Origin of the sequence: Corynebacterium tuberculostearicum, assembly GCF_032821615.1 — a bacterium.
Classification (GTDB): Bacteria; Actinomycetota; Actinomycetes; order Mycobacteriales; family Mycobacteriaceae; genus Corynebacterium; species Corynebacterium tuberculostearicum_H.
This window is the reverse complement of record NZ_JAVBIF010000005.1, coordinates 99,970-114,564: the sequence shown is the minus strand read 5'-3', so window position 1 is coordinate 114,564 and position 14,595 is coordinate 99,970. Positions and strand designations below refer to the sequence as shown.

At 63.1% G+C, this 14,595-nt stretch carries 15 protein-coding genes; 11 read left to right on the top strand and 4 right to left on the bottom strand.

Annotated elements, in window-relative coordinates:
* The first annotated feature begins 6 nt into the window (after positions 1-6).
* The 8 genes from rsfS (at position 7) to RAE09_RS05830 (ending at position 6,282) form a co-directional block, all read left to right on the top strand.
* Positions 7-450 carry a ribosome silencing factor gene (gene rsfS / locus RAE09_RS05865; RefSeq protein ID WP_179387589.1) on the top strand — a complete coding sequence of 148 codons (444 nt, stop codon included), beginning with the start codon at positions 7-9 and terminating at the stop codon, positions 448-450.
* A 6-nt stretch (positions 451-456) separates the two neighbouring features.
* Positions 457-1,155, top strand: a complete 699-nt coding sequence (locus RAE09_RS05860) for a histidine phosphatase family protein (RefSeq protein WP_316981198.1) — start codon at positions 457-459, stop codon at positions 1,153-1,155.
* Positions 1,155-2,030, top strand: a complete 876-nt coding sequence (locus tag RAE09_RS05855; protein WP_316981197.1) for a DegV family protein — start codon at positions 1,155-1,157, stop codon at positions 2,028-2,030. Before RAE09_RS05860 ends, RAE09_RS05855 begins: the two co-directional genes overlap by 1 nt.
* 99 nt (positions 2,031-2,129) lie before the next feature.
* Positions 2,130-2,828, top strand: a complete 699-nt coding sequence (locus tag RAE09_RS05850; RefSeq protein WP_316981196.1) for a ComEA family DNA-binding protein — start codon at positions 2,130-2,132, stop codon at positions 2,826-2,828.
* An 18-nt stretch (positions 2,829-2,846) separates the two neighbouring features.
* Complete coding sequence (locus tag RAE09_RS05845; RefSeq protein ID WP_316981195.1) at positions 2,847-4,259, top strand: ComEC/Rec2 family competence protein; 1,413 nt, start codon at positions 2,847-2,849, stop codon at positions 4,257-4,259.
* A 1-nt stretch (position 4,260) separates the two neighbouring features.
* On the top strand, positions 4,261-5,238 hold the full coding sequence (gene holA / locus RAE09_RS05840) for a DNA polymerase III subunit delta (protein ID WP_316981194.1): 978 nt from the start codon (positions 4,261-4,263) through the stop codon (positions 5,236-5,238).
* Between the two features lie 10 nt (positions 5,239-5,248).
* Entirely contained in the window at positions 5,249-5,638 is a 390-nt protein-coding gene (locus tag RAE09_RS05835; protein ID WP_316981193.1) for an ankyrin repeat domain-containing protein, read from the top strand.
* Positions 5,635-6,282 carry a LysE family translocator gene (locus tag RAE09_RS05830; protein ID WP_250412482.1) on the top strand — a complete coding sequence of 216 codons (648 nt, stop codon included), beginning with the start codon at positions 5,635-5,637 and terminating at the stop codon, positions 6,280-6,282. The genes RAE09_RS05835 and RAE09_RS05830 overlap by 4 nt, the downstream gene beginning before the upstream one ends.
* On the opposite strand, the gene RAE09_RS05825 is transcribed toward RAE09_RS05830, so the two are convergent.
* Both RAE09_RS05825 and RAE09_RS05820 read right to left on the bottom strand, forming a co-directional pair.
* On the bottom strand, positions 6,279-7,610 hold the full coding sequence (locus RAE09_RS05825; RefSeq protein ID WP_200435324.1) for a type II restriction enzyme: 1,332 nt from the start codon (positions 7,608-7,610) through the stop codon (positions 6,279-6,281). The genes RAE09_RS05830 and RAE09_RS05825 overlap by 4 nt on opposite strands.
* A complete protein-coding gene (locus RAE09_RS05820; RefSeq protein WP_316981192.1) occupies positions 7,603-8,445 on the bottom strand; it encodes a DNA adenine methylase in 843 nt (280 codons plus the stop codon). The genes RAE09_RS05825 and RAE09_RS05820 overlap by 8 nt, the downstream gene beginning before the upstream one ends.
* 333 nt (positions 8,446-8,778) lie before the next feature.
* Between RAE09_RS05820 and RAE09_RS05815 the strand changes: the two genes are divergently transcribed.
* Positions 8,779-9,357 carry a TetR/AcrR family transcriptional regulator gene (locus RAE09_RS05815; protein WP_316981191.1) on the top strand — a complete coding sequence of 193 codons (579 nt, stop codon included), beginning with the start codon at positions 8,779-8,781 and terminating at the stop codon, positions 9,355-9,357.
* A gap of 118 nt (positions 9,358-9,475) precedes the next feature.
* Here RAE09_RS05815 and rpsT read toward each other — a convergent pair whose 3' ends face one another.
* Both rpsT and RAE09_RS05805 read right to left on the bottom strand, forming a co-directional pair.
* Complete coding sequence (gene rpsT / locus RAE09_RS05810; protein WP_005324114.1) at positions 9,476-9,739, bottom strand: 30S ribosomal protein S20; 264 nt, start codon at positions 9,737-9,739, stop codon at positions 9,476-9,478.
* Between the two features lie 226 nt (positions 9,740-9,965).
* Positions 9,966-10,502: a type II toxin-antitoxin system PemK/MazF family toxin gene (locus tag RAE09_RS05805; RefSeq protein ID WP_179386861.1), complete on the bottom strand. Its 537-nt coding sequence runs from the start codon at positions 10,500-10,502 to the stop codon at positions 9,966-9,968.
* Between the two features lie 18 nt (positions 10,503-10,520).
* On the opposite strand from RAE09_RS05805, the gene lepA reads away from it, so the two are divergent.
* Together lepA and RAE09_RS05795 are read left to right on the top strand one after the other, a co-directional pair.
* Complete coding sequence (lepA, locus tag RAE09_RS05800) at positions 10,521-12,371, top strand: translation elongation factor 4 (RefSeq protein ID WP_316981190.1); 1,851 nt, start codon at positions 10,521-10,523, stop codon at positions 12,369-12,371.
* Between the two features lie 257 nt (positions 12,372-12,628).
* Positions 12,629-14,593, top strand: a complete 1,965-nt coding sequence (locus tag RAE09_RS05795; RefSeq protein WP_005324120.1) for a phospholipase C — start codon at positions 12,629-12,631, stop codon at positions 14,591-14,593.
* Positions 14,594-14,595: the final 2 nt, after the last annotated feature.

Here is a 14,595-nt window from a genome sequence, read left to right as displayed (position 1 = left end):
CGCCGCATGGCAGAAACCGCGGCCCACGCCGCGCAAGAAAAGCTGGCCACCAATATCGCGGCCATTGATGTCTCCGATGTCCTCGCTATTACCGAGGTCTTCGTGCTCGCTTCTGCAGACAACGAGCGCCAGGTGGGCTCCATCGTGGATGAAGTCGAAGACGAAATGACCAAGCAAGGCTTCGAGCCGCAGCGCCGCGAAGGCAACCGCGAGAACCGTTGGGTGCTGCTGGATTATGGCAATATCGTCGTCCACGTTCAGCGCAATGACCAGCGCGAGTTCTACGGCCTAGACCGCCTGTACCACGATTGCCCGGCACTGGAGATCGAGGGCATCGAGGCCCCAGAGCGCCCGGGCGAATGGACCAATGGCGTTAACCCGCGCGAAGTCGATTCCATCGATGAGCTCCCACTGGCCGATAAGGTCCCTGGTGAGGACGAGGAGCTTTAAGCCCGCATGAGCCGCCGCCTGATCCTGATCCGCCACGGACAAACTACCTATAACGCCACCGGCCGCATGCAGGGCCACTTGGACACCGAGCTGTCCGAGCTAGGCTATGAGCAGGCCCGCGCCGCCGGGCGCCTGCTGCAGGATCAGGGCGTGTCTAAAATCGTCGCCTCCGACCTCCTCCGCGCGCGCGAAACCGCCCGCGTCGTCGCTGAGGCCCTCGGCGTGGATTTCACCACGGATGCCCGCCTGCGCGAGACGCACCTAGGCCAGTGGCAGGGCAGAACCTCCGCCGAAGTAGATGCCGAGTTCCCCGGCGCGCGCGCCATCTGGCGCCACGACCCCACATGGGCCCCGCCGCAGGGCGAATCCCGCGTGGACGTGGCCGAGCGCGCCCGGCCCGTCGTCGATGAGCTCATGGCAGACTTCGCCGGCTGGGACCACGGCCCCGTCCTCATCGTGGCCCATGGCGGCGCCATCTCAGCGCTGACCTGCCACCTGCTGGGCCTCGACCACGCGCAGTACGGCATCCTTTCCGGACTGAAAAATACCCACTGGTCGCAGCTGACCGCCCGCCCGGACTTTAACCCGGAAACGCCGCTGTCCTCCCTGGAGTTCACCCCAGACAATGTGGGCAGCGCCCAGTGGTATTTCGACGGCTGGAATATGGGCGGCGAGGTCACCGGGGACGGCGGGGCGGATATCTAGTGACGGTTCGCGTCATTACGGATTCCTCCGCGGGCCTGCCGCCGGAGCTGGCGGAGCAGCTATCCATCACCGTCATTGACCTGCACCTTATGGAAAGCCACGGCAAGGATGGCCTGGAGCGCTCCACCTCGGGGCTGAGCGCGCTGGAGCTGGCCGCCGCCTACGGCCGCGAAATGGAGCGCGCCCAGGATGACGGCGTGGTGGCCATTCACCTGTCTAAAGAGCTATCTTCTACCTATTCCGCGGCGGTATCCGCCTCCGGCGTCTTTCCGCACACGGTGCGGGTTATTGACTCCGGCTCGGCCGGCATGGCCATGGGCGCGGCCGCCATGTCCGCGGCTAAGCTCGCCTCCCGCGGCGCCAGCTTGGACGAGTGCTACGCCGCGGCCGTCGATACCCTCAAGCGCGCGTCTACCTGGGTCTACCTGCATTCCACGGAGGACCTGCGCCGCTCCGGCCGCCTTTCCCCGGCCACGGCCGTGCTGTCTACGGCGCTGTTGGCCACCAAGCCGATTATGTCGATTACCCGCGGCAAGCTGGAGCTGGTGGGCAAGACCCGCACCCAGACCAAGGCCTTTACCAAGCTGGTGGACCTCATCGCCTCCCGCGCGGACGGCGAGCCGGCCTTCGTCGCCATTCAGCACAATCAGGCCGAAGACGCGGCTGCCAAGCTGGAGGCGCTCCTTGAAGCGGCGCTGCCGCAGGGGTCGTCCTTCCTCTGCACTCCGCTTAACGACGTCCTCTCTGTCCACGCCGGCCCCTCCGCCATCGGCGTCTCCGCCGTGTTTAGCTCCGAGCCTCCCGCGGAACCAGCACATCCTCACACACGTGGTCGACCCCGCGCCTTCCCGCCGCGCCGATCTGTGGATAACTAGCCCCACCGCGCCGGGTTCGTTGACGCCCACAACAAGTTATCCACAGGCTACCTTCGCTCGACCTACCGCTTAATTGCGCCTGCGCTTAGCCTCAGCGCCATGGCGGCACCCAAGATCAGCGAACGACTCCGCGAATTTACCCAACCCACCGGCGAGGAAGAGCTCCTCGCCGTCGATTACCCGCGCCCGCGACTGCGCATCAGCCCCTGGCAGGCCTGCGCCGTGGCGGTCATTCTCGTTATCGGCGTGGTGGTCTGGCTCGGCATTAATGCGCGCTCCGATGACGCCTCCGGCATGCCCGAGCCTGCAGCAATGAGCCCAGGCGCGGCCCCCAGCGAAGAGCCTAGCGAGATCATCGTCTCGGTCATCGGCGAGGTGGCTGAGCCCGGTCTGAAAACACTCGAGCCCGGCGCGCGTGTGGCCGATGCCCTCGATGCCGCCCAGCCGCTACCAGGCGCCGAGACCATGGCCCTCAACCATGCGCAGCGGCTTTCCGACGGCCAACAACTCCACATCCTGCCCTCCGGCGCCGCCCCAGCTCCCGCACCCGGCGAACCTGCCCCAGCCAGCGGAAACTCCAGCAGCCCCGGCGACAGCGCTAGCGGCAGCGGCGTGAGCCTTAATAGCGCCACCGCCGAGGAGCTCACCGAGCTCAAGGGCGTCGGCGAGGTGACCGCGCAGGCCATCGTGGCCTACCGCGAGGAGCACGGCGGTTTCAAGGATGTAGAAGAGCTCCTCGAGGTCTCCGGCATCGGTCCGGCGAAGCTGGCACAGCTCAAAGACCAAGTCCAGCTCTAGCCCGTACCCGAGTGCGCGATGCGAGAACTGCGGCTCGTCCCCGGCGCGGCCACCGCCTGGCTGGCCGTCATCGCCGTGCTGCTCGCCGGCCGCGGCTGGGCCACCGCACTGATCGCGGTCGTCGTCGCGCTGTGCCTCATTGCCCGTCAATGGGGCCAAGCGCTCTTTTGCGGGGCGGTCGCTGGGGGTGCGGCGCTCGTCGCCGCGGTGCGCCAGGCTCGCGCCGCCGCCTTCGACCTCGGCAGCGAAGTCACCGGGCGCCTTGTCACTGCACCAACGCAGACCAGTACGGGCGGCTGGCTGCTCAAGCTCAAGGTTCCGGGATACCCGACCCAGCTGCCGGTCTTTAGCCCAGAACCAGTCCCAGCGGCCGCTGGCGCCGAGGTTACGGCCAGGGTAAGGGTAGGGGAGTCGGATAGGGCGGGCGTCGGAAAGCTCAGCGCCAATGCCACCGACGTGCAGGTAACCGCCGAACCCGAAGGCCTGGCCGGCTGGGCGGCCGAGGTGGCCGAGAATTTCCGCGCGCTGGTACTCGATACCGTCGGTCCTTCCAGCCAGGGCCTTATCCCCGGCATGGTACTCGGCGATACCGCGCTGCAAGATACCGCCGAGCGTGACCTGTATATCGCCACCGGGCTCTCCCACTTGAGTGCTGTATCCGGCGCCAATGTGGCCATAGTCTGCTCCGCCGCGGCCGTGGTCTGCGCCGCCTTCGCGCTCGGGCCCCGCGCCCGCGTGGCCGCTTCCCTGTGCGCCCTTGCCACCTATGTTCTGCTTGTGGGCTTCGAACCCTCCGTCCAGCGCGCGGCCGTCGCCGGGGTAGTGGGGCTGCTTGCTGTGCTCAATTCCACCCGCATGGAGCCCATCCATGCTCTCAGTCTCGGCATCATCGCGCTGCTCTTTGTGGATTCCGACCTCGCCGTGCACTTCGGCTTCGCCCTATCCTGTGCGGCGACGCTCGGCATCGTGGCGCTGAGCCCGCTCATCTACAAGCACTTGGCCGTGACCGGCTGGCCCGCCATCTTCCTGCGCGCGGTCGCCGTGGCCATCGCCGCCGATATCGTCACCCTCCCGCTGGTAGCACTCATGTCCGGTGAGGTCTCCGTGGTCTCCGTGCTGGCCAATATCCTCGTCGAGCCCGCCACCGTGCCGATTACCATCGTGGGGCTTATCGCCGCCATCTTTGCCCAACTTGGCCCGCTGGACGTGCTGGGCGCCGGCTTGCTGCGCCTCATTGAGCCCTTCTCGTGGTGGATTAACACCGTCGCCCACGGCGTGGCCCACCTGCCTGTGGTCACCATCCCTGCCAATCCGCTTTTTACGCTGCTTGCCTACGCCTGGATTATCGCCGGCCTCCTCTATCACCGCCCGTGGCTCACCTTGGCGCTGACGCTGGCGGGCATCGCCTGGCTCGGCCTGGCCGCAAGCTAGAATGGCGGGCATGCCTCCAGTACACCTCATCCTTGGCGACGATGAATTCCTCACCGAACGCGCCCGCCTGCACATCCAGCGCGCCGCGGCCGAGGAGAGCGGCCCCACCGGTGCTCGGCCCGAGCTGACGAAGCTCAAGGCCTCCGAGGTCTCTGAAGGCGAAATCCTCGAGGCCACCAGCCCGTCGCTCTTTGGCGATAACCGCGTCATCGTCATCAGCGACTGCGAGCGCGCCGGCAAAGAAGTAGTCGATATCATCCTGCGCGCCTGCGCCAACCCCGCGCCGGGCATGACCATGGTCATCATCTACTCCGTGACGGCCAAGACGCTGAAGAAAAAGAAGAAGCAGCCCGAGCTCGTGGCCAAGCTGCGCAAGATTGCTGAGGTCCACGAGGTCTTTTCGCTCTACCCCAATGAGCTGGGCCAGTGGGCCACCCGCGAATTTTCCAGCCACGGCGTGCGCCCCACCCCGGACGTTATCCACGCCGTGCTCGAGGGAGTGGGCTCTGACCTGCGCGAGCTGGCCTCGGCCATCTCCCAGCTGGTCTCCGATACCGGCGGCAATGTCACCCGCGAGGCGGTGCAAAACTACTACGTCGGCGTGGCCGAGGTGGCCAATTGGGACATTGCCGACGCCGCCGTCGCCGGCCGCGTCGAAGCCGCCGTATCCACCTGCCGCCGCGCCCTCCAGCTGGGCGCGAGCCCCGTGGCGATTGTCGCCGCGTTGGCCAATAAGGTCGGCGCCGTCGCCCGCCTCTACTCCGCGCGCGGGGACCAGTATTCGCTGGCGAGCCAAACCGGTCTGGCACCCTACGTGGTCAAAATGACCCAGCCCGTGGCCCGCCGCTGGTCCGCCGATAATGTCACCAAGGCGGTTATCCTCGTCTCCGAGCTCGATGCCGCCGTCAAAGGGCAAGGCGGCGAGCCCGAATTCGCCATAGAGGCGGCCGTCAAACGCGTCGCGGAACTGGCGCGATAAGCTAGAAACCATGTCTGAGACGCAAGTGCAAGAATTCGCCGGTCGACTCTTCGACATGGCGCGCGAGGGCAACCTGGACCTCCTCGCCTATATCGACCACGGCGTAAATATCGACCTCGTTAACCACGAAGGCCAGTCCTTTATTATGCTCGCTGCCTATCACGGCCACGCCGAGCTGGTTACCGCACTTGCCCGCGCCGGCGCGGACGTCAACCTGCTCAATGACCGCGGCCAGTCCCCACTGGCCGGTGCCATCTTCAAGAAGGAAGACGCGGTTGTCGACGCCCTCCTTTCCGCCCACGCCGACCCCACCGCCGGCCATCCCTCCGCGCTGGATTCCGCCCGCATGTTTGGCCGCGACGACCTTCTCCCGCGGCTCGAAAGCGAGGCGGGGGAGTGACCTGGACATCCTTCTTCACCCTGTTGCTGATGAACCTGGTGGGCGTCGCCTCGCCGGGACCGGACATCATTTTGGTGACCCGCTACGCCACCCGCTCGCGCCGCCACGCCATTGCCGCGGCCGCCGGCATCCAGATCGGCGTGCTCTTTTGGAGCGCCGCCACCGTCTTTGGCGCCGCCGCGCTGCTGACCGCCTTCCCGGAAATCCTCGGCGCGGTCCAAGCCATCGGCGGCTGCTTCCTAGTGTTTATGGGAACGCGCGCGCTGCGCAGCGGCATCGCCCAGCGCGCCAACCCGCCCGTGGACTTAGAAGACGCCGCCGCCCAGCTCGGCCGCCTGCGCACCGCCTTCAAGGTCGGCCTGGCCACGAATATGTCCAACCCGAAAATCGTGCTCTTCCTCGCCGCGATGATCGCCCCGCTGCTTCCGGCTAGCCCACCCATCTGGTTGGCCATTGCGCTGACACTCTCGCTCTCGCTGTCGGCCTTCCTCTTCTTCCTCGTCGTCGCCACGGTAATTTCCACCAATGCCGTGCGCCGCAAGCTCATCGCCGCCGGCCCGTGGATCGACATCGGCTCTGGCCTCTTCTTCATCATCGCCGGCATCGTCCTCATCATCTCCGGCGGGCAGAACCTGCTGGCTTAAAACAGGCGCGGCGTGCCCTCGGCCACCGTGTCCAGCACCCACTGGGTCCAGCGGGCGACGGTGGAGGCGCGCCGCCGGGACGTCGCCAAGCTCAGGCCCAGCCCCTCCATGGCCGCGCAAATCTCCGCAGTGCTGGCCACCGCGCCGCGGGCCAAGCTGAGCTCTAGGATCTCGCGGAAAACCCGCCGCGCCGCCAGCGCCCGTATGAGCGCCCCATTCCGGGCGTCGCGCTGCGGCTGCTCAATAACCCGTCGCCCGCGCTCCGTCGGCTCCCACGTGTCCTCCACCGGCTCCGCCAGGCCCAGGTAGCGCGCGGCGTTGGCATAATAATCCGCCTGGCGCGGGTCGAAATCATAGCGCTGGGTAATCTCCGCCTTGCTTAGCGGCTGCAGGGCGATGAGCTCCAGCAGGTTGACCACCCGCTCAAAGCTATTGGCCTGGGGGAAGGGCACGGCCGGCTCGGGATCGGGCTCCACCGCCCGCACAATGTCGAGCGCCGCCTGCGCGTCCAGGGTCGAGGCGGACAGCGCGTAGCGGGCACTATCAACCAGCGCAATGCTGCGAAAATCCGCCGGGTCCCGAAATTCATAGCGGTACAGGTGGAAAATACCATTGGAATACACCAGGTAAACCGGCACGACATCCTTGGCCAGGCGCTGCTGGAACCGGCGATACGGAAAATATAGCTGCCGGATATTGAAATCGTCCGAAAGGTGGTTCTTCGCCTCCACCAGCACCAGGTGCTCGAGCGATTCGAAGCCGCCGTCGATCTCCATCTGCGCGCGGTCCACCGCCACATCCACGCCCAAGTCCGGCAGCCGCACCTTAAGCCCGCGCGTGGACATGCGCCCGGCCACCGTCGCCTGCAATGGCCCGCAGCCCAGGAAGTCCTCTAGCATCCCGCTTGCCGACGCCCCATTTAACGCCACCGCCTCCGAGCTCACCCCCTCCAACGAGAGGGTGTCCAGCCCCGCGGGCAACTCCAGCGTGCGTACCTCGCCGCGCTGCGTTTCTGGAAACCGTTCGTAGAGGTTGAACCGGCCCACCAGGTATTCGCTGCGGCTGACCGGTACGATTCCCAGCTGGAGGCGCTGAAAGATCCACGGCCGCGACGTAGAAAAATCATGCTTGGCCATCAGCCGCGGCTGCCGGCCCGAAAGCCGTTCTAGCTCCCGCGCGCCGATATAGAAATACCCGCGCCGCTCCAGCTCCGCGTCGTATCCCGCCGCCAGGATGCGCAGCCACCCCCAGTCATTGACGCCGAGCTTCACCGACTCCGGCACACCAAAGCGCGCCCGCAGCTCCCGCGCTTCCGGCCCGCTAGTCACCGCGGACCTCGTAGTTGCGCACCAGGACCTCGTCGACCTTGCCGCGTTTCGAGCCAACGGAGTTAATCGCCCGCGTCGCGCCCACGATGCCTACTTCATAGTCCGCATAGAGCTCGCGGATGAACTCGGTGGCCGAATTAGACAACAGGAACTTCACCCCGCGCCTATCCAAGTCATCGCAGACCTCTTTGAGGCGCTCTTGCTCCGCACGGTCAAAGCCGCCCTTTTGGTAGCCGGTAAACGAACTCGTCACGTTCACCGGGTCATAGGGCGGGTCAAAGTAGACAAAATCTCCTTCGCGCGCCTCTGCTACCGCCGCGGCGAAATCGCCCTGCGAGAAGGTCACATCATTTTCCGCAAAATAGCGGTGCACCGCGCGCAGCGTGTCCTCATCGCAGATGGTGGGATTCTTATAACGCCCAAACGGGGCATTAAATTGGCCGGCCGCGTTCACGCGGTACAGGCCGTTATAGCAGGTGCGATTCAGATACAACGTTCGCGCGGCGCGCTCGACGGGGGAGAGGGCGGCAAACTTGTGGGCATCCCGATCCACTGCGCGCAGCGCATAGAAAAACTCTGCCTCATTGGGGTAGCCCGCGAGTTCCTCAATGAGCTCATCGACGCCGCCGCGCACCACCTCATAGAGGTTGATGAGCTCACTATTGAGATCGTTGACCCGTGCGCTGGCCGGTTCGAGAGAGAAAAGCACCGCGCCGCCACCGATGAAGGGTTCATAAAATCGCCGCGGGGTCTCCGCCGGCAGGGCGGCGTGGATATGCGGCAAGAGCTGGCGCTTCCCGCCCGCCCATTTCACCAGTGGCTTAACGTTTTTCATCGTTGACTCATCTTAGCCGCCCCACCGGACACGAGCACCATCGGGCTTTCGAACGCACGAGCGGATAAGATGTGGGACCGGCCGCGCGAGCGTGGCGGCCTGGTTGTCCAACGTCACAGTTTTCCTGATTAGTGCCATGACGGGCGCAAACTCGCCGTCGCGCAGGCGGGGAATTCCCGCGAAGCGCATGGTGGTTTCCCTGACCGAATATAAGGTAATAAAATCGCCCCAAAATCCCTTAGTTTGTAGGCAAAATAGAATTTCCTCACAATTCTTTAGGGAGAAAGAAAAGATACTGAAGCTTAAAGAGCGTCGGGACAGAAAGGGGCATTTATGCCGCGTATATCAAAAATCCGAGTCGCTGCGCTCAACCTCGTCATCCAGAGAGGTTATGACGGGTTCACCATGGAGGAACTCGCACACGAGGTAGGCGTTTCCCGCCGTACCCTTTTCAATCACATAAAAGACAAAGAATCGGCAGTTTTAGGCCCCGAATTTTCGGAGGAAGTAGAGAGCCAATTCCAGAATTTCGCCGCCGGATTACCCACCGGAAGCCTGCGCGAAGATTCCGAAATCATGGCCATGGCCGAATTCAACCGTGCCGTAGGCAATGAGTTCTTCCCCGAAATTTCCCAGCTCACGGCCCAGGCACTGGCAAAGGACACGAAGCTGCGCGCCCTGTACTGCCAGCGCAATAGCCGCATCATTCAGCGCGTCCGCCAGGCGGTACAGGCCCGTGAGGGTTGGAAGTCCTCCGATCCGCGCCTCACGCCGACCGTCAACATCATCCACACCCAGTTCCTGACCGCCTTTGAGACCTTCGTGGAAACCCGTGGCGGCACTTCGCTTGCCGACGCCTTCCACAACGCCGGCGCCATCTTCGAAGACTACTTCAACGACGAACTGGCCTAAGCGCCCCGCCTAAGTCTCACCGGCCCTGCCTGCCGGTTCCGCCGCCCAAAATAAGCTAAGAAAATCCCCCGGGCGCGCTCCGTAGAGCGCGACCGGGGGATAATCTGTGCAATGGCTCTTAGTCCATCTTGTTGAACGCGGAAGCCATGCCGGACTTCTTGTTGGCTGCGGTGTTGCGGTGGAAGACACCCTTGGACACGGACTTGTCCAGGGCGCGGGATGCCACGCGCAGCTGCTTCTCAGCAGCAGCCTTGTCGCCAGCGGCAACGGTCTCGCGGAACTTGCGGATCTCGGTACGGACGGCGGAGCGAACGGACTTGTTACGCTGACGTGCCTTCTCGTTGGTGATAACGCGCTTCTGCTTGGACTTGATATTTGCCATGAAAAATACCTCTTAGTAATCGAAAGTGATTGACGTAGAAACCGACCTACTCGGACTACTCCCGCGGCCAGCAATTACTGGCGCGCTCGGCGCTGGTATTCGAAGAGCGAACCCAAGGTCCTGCCCGCCCCGACCAACGCGCCCGGCAAGTAAGTAACCAACACACAATAGCAGTACCGAACCCGACCTGCCAAAACTCTCCCCGCGGCCGCCGGTCGCGCGGCGGCTAGGCCCAGTGGTAGCGCGCCCGCAACCTATTCGCGATTCGTTCGAACCTGCGTTCCGGAAAAAGCGTGCCTTGCCGGCGCACCTGCTCCTCGGATACCTCGAGCAGGCGGTCGAGGCGGACCCAACAATCGCAGCCGGACTCGTCCCACTCGCCGGAACCGATTTCCAGCCAGGCGTCGTCAAGCGCATGCTTTGGATTGGGGGAGATGAGCAAACCCATCACCGTGGTGCGGGTGCGACCCACGACCAAAATGGCGCGCTCGCGCGGTGGCGCCTGCTTACCCTCGGCCGGCACCCACACCCAGACCACCTCGCCGGAATCGGCCTGGCCGTCCATATCGGGGGAGAAAAATATGGAGCGGGGGTGGGAGGCGGTGGCCTCTACCCGGATATCGGCGGCCTTGCGCGGCTCGTGGAACTCATCCGACCTATCCAGCCCCAACCGGGAATTAATGCGGCTCAGGCCGGTGTCTATCGGCTCGCGCTCGCTGATTCCCAGCGCTTGGCGCAGACGGGTGAGCATGGCGCTTTTCATGTCGACTATTGTAGACGTATGTCTGAAAACTTTGCGGCCACGACGTTTACGGATCCCGCCCGAATCCGAAACTTCTGCATTATTGCTCACATCGACCACGGCAAGTCGACGCTGGCGGACCGCATCCTGCAGCTATCCAAGGTGGTTGCGGAGCGCGATATGCGTGACCAGTTCCTCGATAATATGGACATCGAGCGCGAGCGCGGCATCACCATTAAGGCGCAGAACGTGCGCCTGCCGTGGGTGCCCCAGTCCGGCACCGCGCAGGGGGAACAGATCGTCATGCAGATGATCGACACCCCCGGCCACGTGGACTTTACTTACGAGGTCTCCCGCGCGCTCGAGGCGTGTGAGGGCGCTATCCTGCTTGTCGACGCCGCCCAGGGCATCGAAGCCCAAACCCTCGCCAACCTCTACCTGGCGATGGAAAACGACCTGGAAATCATCCCGGTCCTCAATAAGATCGACCTGCCGGCCGCCGACCCGGAAAAATACGCGCTGGAAATCGCTAATATCATCGGCTGCGAGCCGGAAGAGGTGCTGCGCGTGTCGGGCAAGACCGGCGAGGGCGTCGTCGAGCTGCTGGACAAGGTCTGCGAGCTAGTCCCGCCGCCATCTTCTGAATTCGACGCCGATGCGCCGGCCCGCGCGATGATTTTTGACTCCGTCTATGACACCTACCGCGGCGTGGTGACCTATATCCGCATGGTGGACGGCAAGCTCACCCCGCGCCAGAAGGTCACCATGATGTCGACCAACGCCAATCACGAGCTGCTGGAAATCGGCATCGTTTCGCCCACGATGCAAAAGTGTGATGGCTTGGGCCCAGGCGAGGTGGGCTACCTCATTACCGGCGTAAAGGACGTCCGCGAGACCAAGGTGGGCGATACCGTCACCTGGTCCAACGGCGGCGCCGAAACCCCGCTCAAGGGCTACAAGGACCCGGACCCGATGGTCTACTCCGGCCTTTTCCCCATTTCCCAGGCCGACTTCCCGGACCTGCGCGATGCTTTGGAAAAGCTGCAGCTTAACGACGCCTCCTTAACCTTCGAGCCCGAAACCTCCGTCGCCCTCGGCTTTGGTTTCCGCTGCGGCTTCTTGGGTTTGTTGCACATGGAAATCACCCGCGACCGCTTGGAGCGCGAGTTCGGCCTCGACCTGATTTCCACCGCGCCATCGGTAACCTACCGCGTGGTGGCTGAAGACGGCGAGGAAAAGTGGGTCCACAACCCGTCTGACTGGCCGGAAGGAAAGCTCAACGAGGTCTACGAGCCCGTGGTGAAGATGACCGTCATCGTGCCCGAGCAGTTCGTCGGCCCCACCATGGAGTTGTGCCAGTCCAAGCGCGGCCAGATGGGCGGCATGGACTACCTTTCCGAGGACCGCGTTGAGCTGCGCTACACCATGCCGCTCGGCGAAATCATCTTCGACTTCTTCGATATGCTCAAGTCCCGCACCAAGGGCTACGCTTCGCTGAACTATGAAGAGGCCGGCGAGCAGCTCGCGGACTTGGTAAAGGTCGACATCTTGCTCAACGGCGACCCGGTCGACGCCTTTTCTGCCATTGTCCACCGCGATTCCGCCCAGTGGTACGGCAATAAGACGACCAAGAAGCTCAAGGAGCTCATCCCGCGCCAGCAGTTCGAGGTGCCCGTCCAGGCGGCCATCGGCTCGAAGATCATCGCCCGCGAAAACATCCGCGCCATGCGCAAGGACGTGCTGGCTAAGTGCTACGGCGGCGATATCTCCCGTAAGCGCAAGCTCCTGGAGAAGCAGAAGGCCGGTAAGAAGCGCATGAAGACGCTGGGCTCCGTCTCGGTGCCACAGGAGGCCTTCGTGGCCGCGCTGTCTACCGACGCCGACGATTAAAACCCCACCTGTTTGCAAAGTGGAGCCGAATAGATCTTTAACTTTTCGTTAACAGCTTTCGGGGTGTGGCTATCCCAAAGTCCAAAGTGAGCTGCTTCTATAGGGTGTCCCCACGGCCGGGGACACCCTTGTGAACTAGTTGCGGTTTATGTGTTGGCGGCGTTAAATCTCGATTCGAAAGCGACCGATGACTCGCTCGATGAGCCACAGCCACTTTCGACCTGCACCGCTATTTCTTGACCAAGGTTGGACTTTTCATGAAGCTTCGCTCTCGCGCTGTGGCCGTCTGCGCCGCCGCAGCTGCCACTACATCACTTGTCCCCGGCATCGCTCAGGCGGCCACTACCACCCCAATCGAGCATGTTGTCGTTATCTACTCGGAGAACATTTCCTTCGACCACTACTTCGGAACCTACCCTAATGCACTGAACAAGGACGGTGAGAAGCTGCAGGGCAGCGGCAAGAGCGCCCCTAAATTCACCGCAAAAGAAGGCACCCCAAAGGCGAAAAACCTCGAAAATGATGACGTAATGGGGGAGAAGAACCCCAACTCCGTCAAGCCTTTCCGCATTGGGCCTGACCACGCCGTGACTACGGACCAGAACCATCACTACGGCGATGAGCAGGCCGCATACAACGGCGGCAAGATGGACAAGTTCCCAGAGACCGTGTCCACCGACATCGATAAGTCCTCCAATGGCTACTATGCCGCCCCTGGCATGACCATGGGCTACTACGACGGCAATACCGTCACTGGCATGTGGAATTATGCGCAGAACTTCGCTCTGAACGACAACAGTTACTCCACTATTTTCGGCCCGTCTACCCCTGGCGCGCTGAACCTGATTTCCGGCACCGTGGCCGGCGGCACCATGCATGACCCCGCCACCGGTGAGCAGAAGAAGATTGAAGCGGGCAAGAACCACGCCCTCGCTGGCGTTTCCGAGGACGGCAAGACCGCTACCGTCGTCGGCGACCCAGACCCGCTTTACGACGACTGCTCTAATAACTCCTCCGCAGGCACCAACCAGGTCACCGCAATGCACTCCAAGAACATCGGCGACCAACTCAACGACAAGGACGTCACCTGGGGCTGGTTCCAAGGCGGCTTCCGCCCTACTGACGAAGCTACCGATAATGCCCGTGCCCGCTGCGGCGCTTCCCACACCACGCTGACTGGCCAGAATCAGACGGATTACAACCCTCACCACCAGCCGTTCCAGTACTATGCATCCACTGCTAATCCGCACCACTTGGCGCCGTCGAGCGATGAAATGATTGGCAAGACCGACCGCGCCAACCACCAATACGACCTGAAGGACTTCGACACCGCAATCGAGCAGGGCAACCTGCCGGCCGTGTCCTTCTTGAAGGCCGCTAACTACCAAGACGGCCACGCCGGCTATTCGAATCCGTTGGACGAGCAGGCCTTTATCACCCACTACATAAACGAGCTGCAAAATTCCCCGGAGTGGGATTCCACCGCGGTGGTTATCGCTTACGACGATTCCGACGGCTGGTACGACCACAAGGCCCCAGAAATCCGCAACGGCTCCAACGATCCGCACCAAGATAAAGAAATCTGCACCGCCGCCGCAGCTAAGGTCGGCGTCGCAGGCGATAAGCACGGCCAGTGCGGTCCGGGTACCCGCCAGCCCCTGCTGGTCATTTCCCCGTACGCAAAGACTAACCACATCGATTCCACCTACACCGAGCAGACCTCCGTCACTAAGTTCATCCAGGACAACTGGGGCCTCGGCCGCCTAGGTGGAATCGCCTTTGACGAGCGTGCCGGAGAGCTGAACAACATGTTCGACTTCAACACCACCAAGAAGGCACCGAAGCTGTTCCTAAACGAGACTGACGGCACCGTCGCTAAGGATTACGCGTCCATTGAGAAGGTGGATAATTCCTCTCGTGCCGGCACCAACCTCAAGGACGTCGTCGAAGGCATGGATGACCCGAAGGTTACTGAAAAGGACGTGCCTTCCATCACCAAGCTGCACCAAGAGTCCAAGCCGCAGCCTGGCACAAACAAGCCTGCTGACTCGAGTTCCAGCTCTTCTGCTGGTTCTTCCAAGGCCGGTACCATCGCGGCTATCCTTACTGCCCTAGGCGTAGGCGCTGGCATCGTAGCTTGGTACATGAATGGCCACCCCGGCCTGGACCTGAAAAAGCTGCAGGATTTCAAGCTCCCACCACTGCCTAACCTCCCGTTCTAACC

Bases quoted from the DNA above. Each gene is read 5' to 3' on its own strand.
- RAE09_RS05845 (WP_316981195.1), top strand. From the start codon at position 2,847: ATGCGAGAACTGCGGCTCGTCCCCGGCGCGGCCACCGCCTGGCTGGCC.
- holA (WP_316981194.1), top strand. From the start codon at position 4,261: ATGGCGGGCATGCCTCCAGTACACCTCATCCTTGGCGACGATGAATTC.
- RAE09_RS05860 (WP_316981198.1), top strand. From the start codon at position 457: ATGAGCCGCCGCCTGATCCTGATCCGCCACGGACAAACTACCTATAAC.
- RAE09_RS05835 (WP_316981193.1), top strand. From the start codon at position 5,249: ATGTCTGAGACGCAAGTGCAAGAATTCGCCGGTCGACTCTTCGACATG.
- RAE09_RS05850 (WP_316981196.1), top strand. From the start codon at position 2,130: ATGGCGGCACCCAAGATCAGCGAACGACTCCGCGAATTTACCCAACCC.
- RAE09_RS05795 (WP_005324120.1), top strand. From the start codon at position 12,629: ATGAAGCTTCGCTCTCGCGCTGTGGCCGTCTGCGCCGCCGCAGCTGCC.
- lepA (WP_316981190.1), top strand. From the start codon at position 10,521: ATGTCTGAAAACTTTGCGGCCACGACGTTTACGGATCCCGCCCGAATC.
- RAE09_RS05815 (WP_316981191.1), top strand. From the start codon at position 8,779: ATGCCGCGTATATCAAAAATCCGAGTCGCTGCGCTCAACCTCGTCATC.
- RAE09_RS05820 (WP_316981192.1), bottom strand. From the start codon at position 8,445: ATGAAAAACGTTAAGCCACTGGTGAAATGGGCGGGCGGGAAGCGCCAG.
- rsfS (WP_179387589.1), top strand. From the start codon at position 7: ATGGCAGAAACCGCGGCCCACGCCGCGCAAGAAAAGCTGGCCACCAAT.
- rpsT (WP_005324114.1), bottom strand. From the start codon at position 9,739: ATGGCAAATATCAAGTCCAAGCAGAAGCGCGTTATCACCAACGAGAAG.
- RAE09_RS05805 (WP_179386861.1), bottom strand. From the start codon at position 10,502: ATGAAAAGCGCCATGCTCACCCGTCTGCGCCAAGCGCTGGGAATCAGC.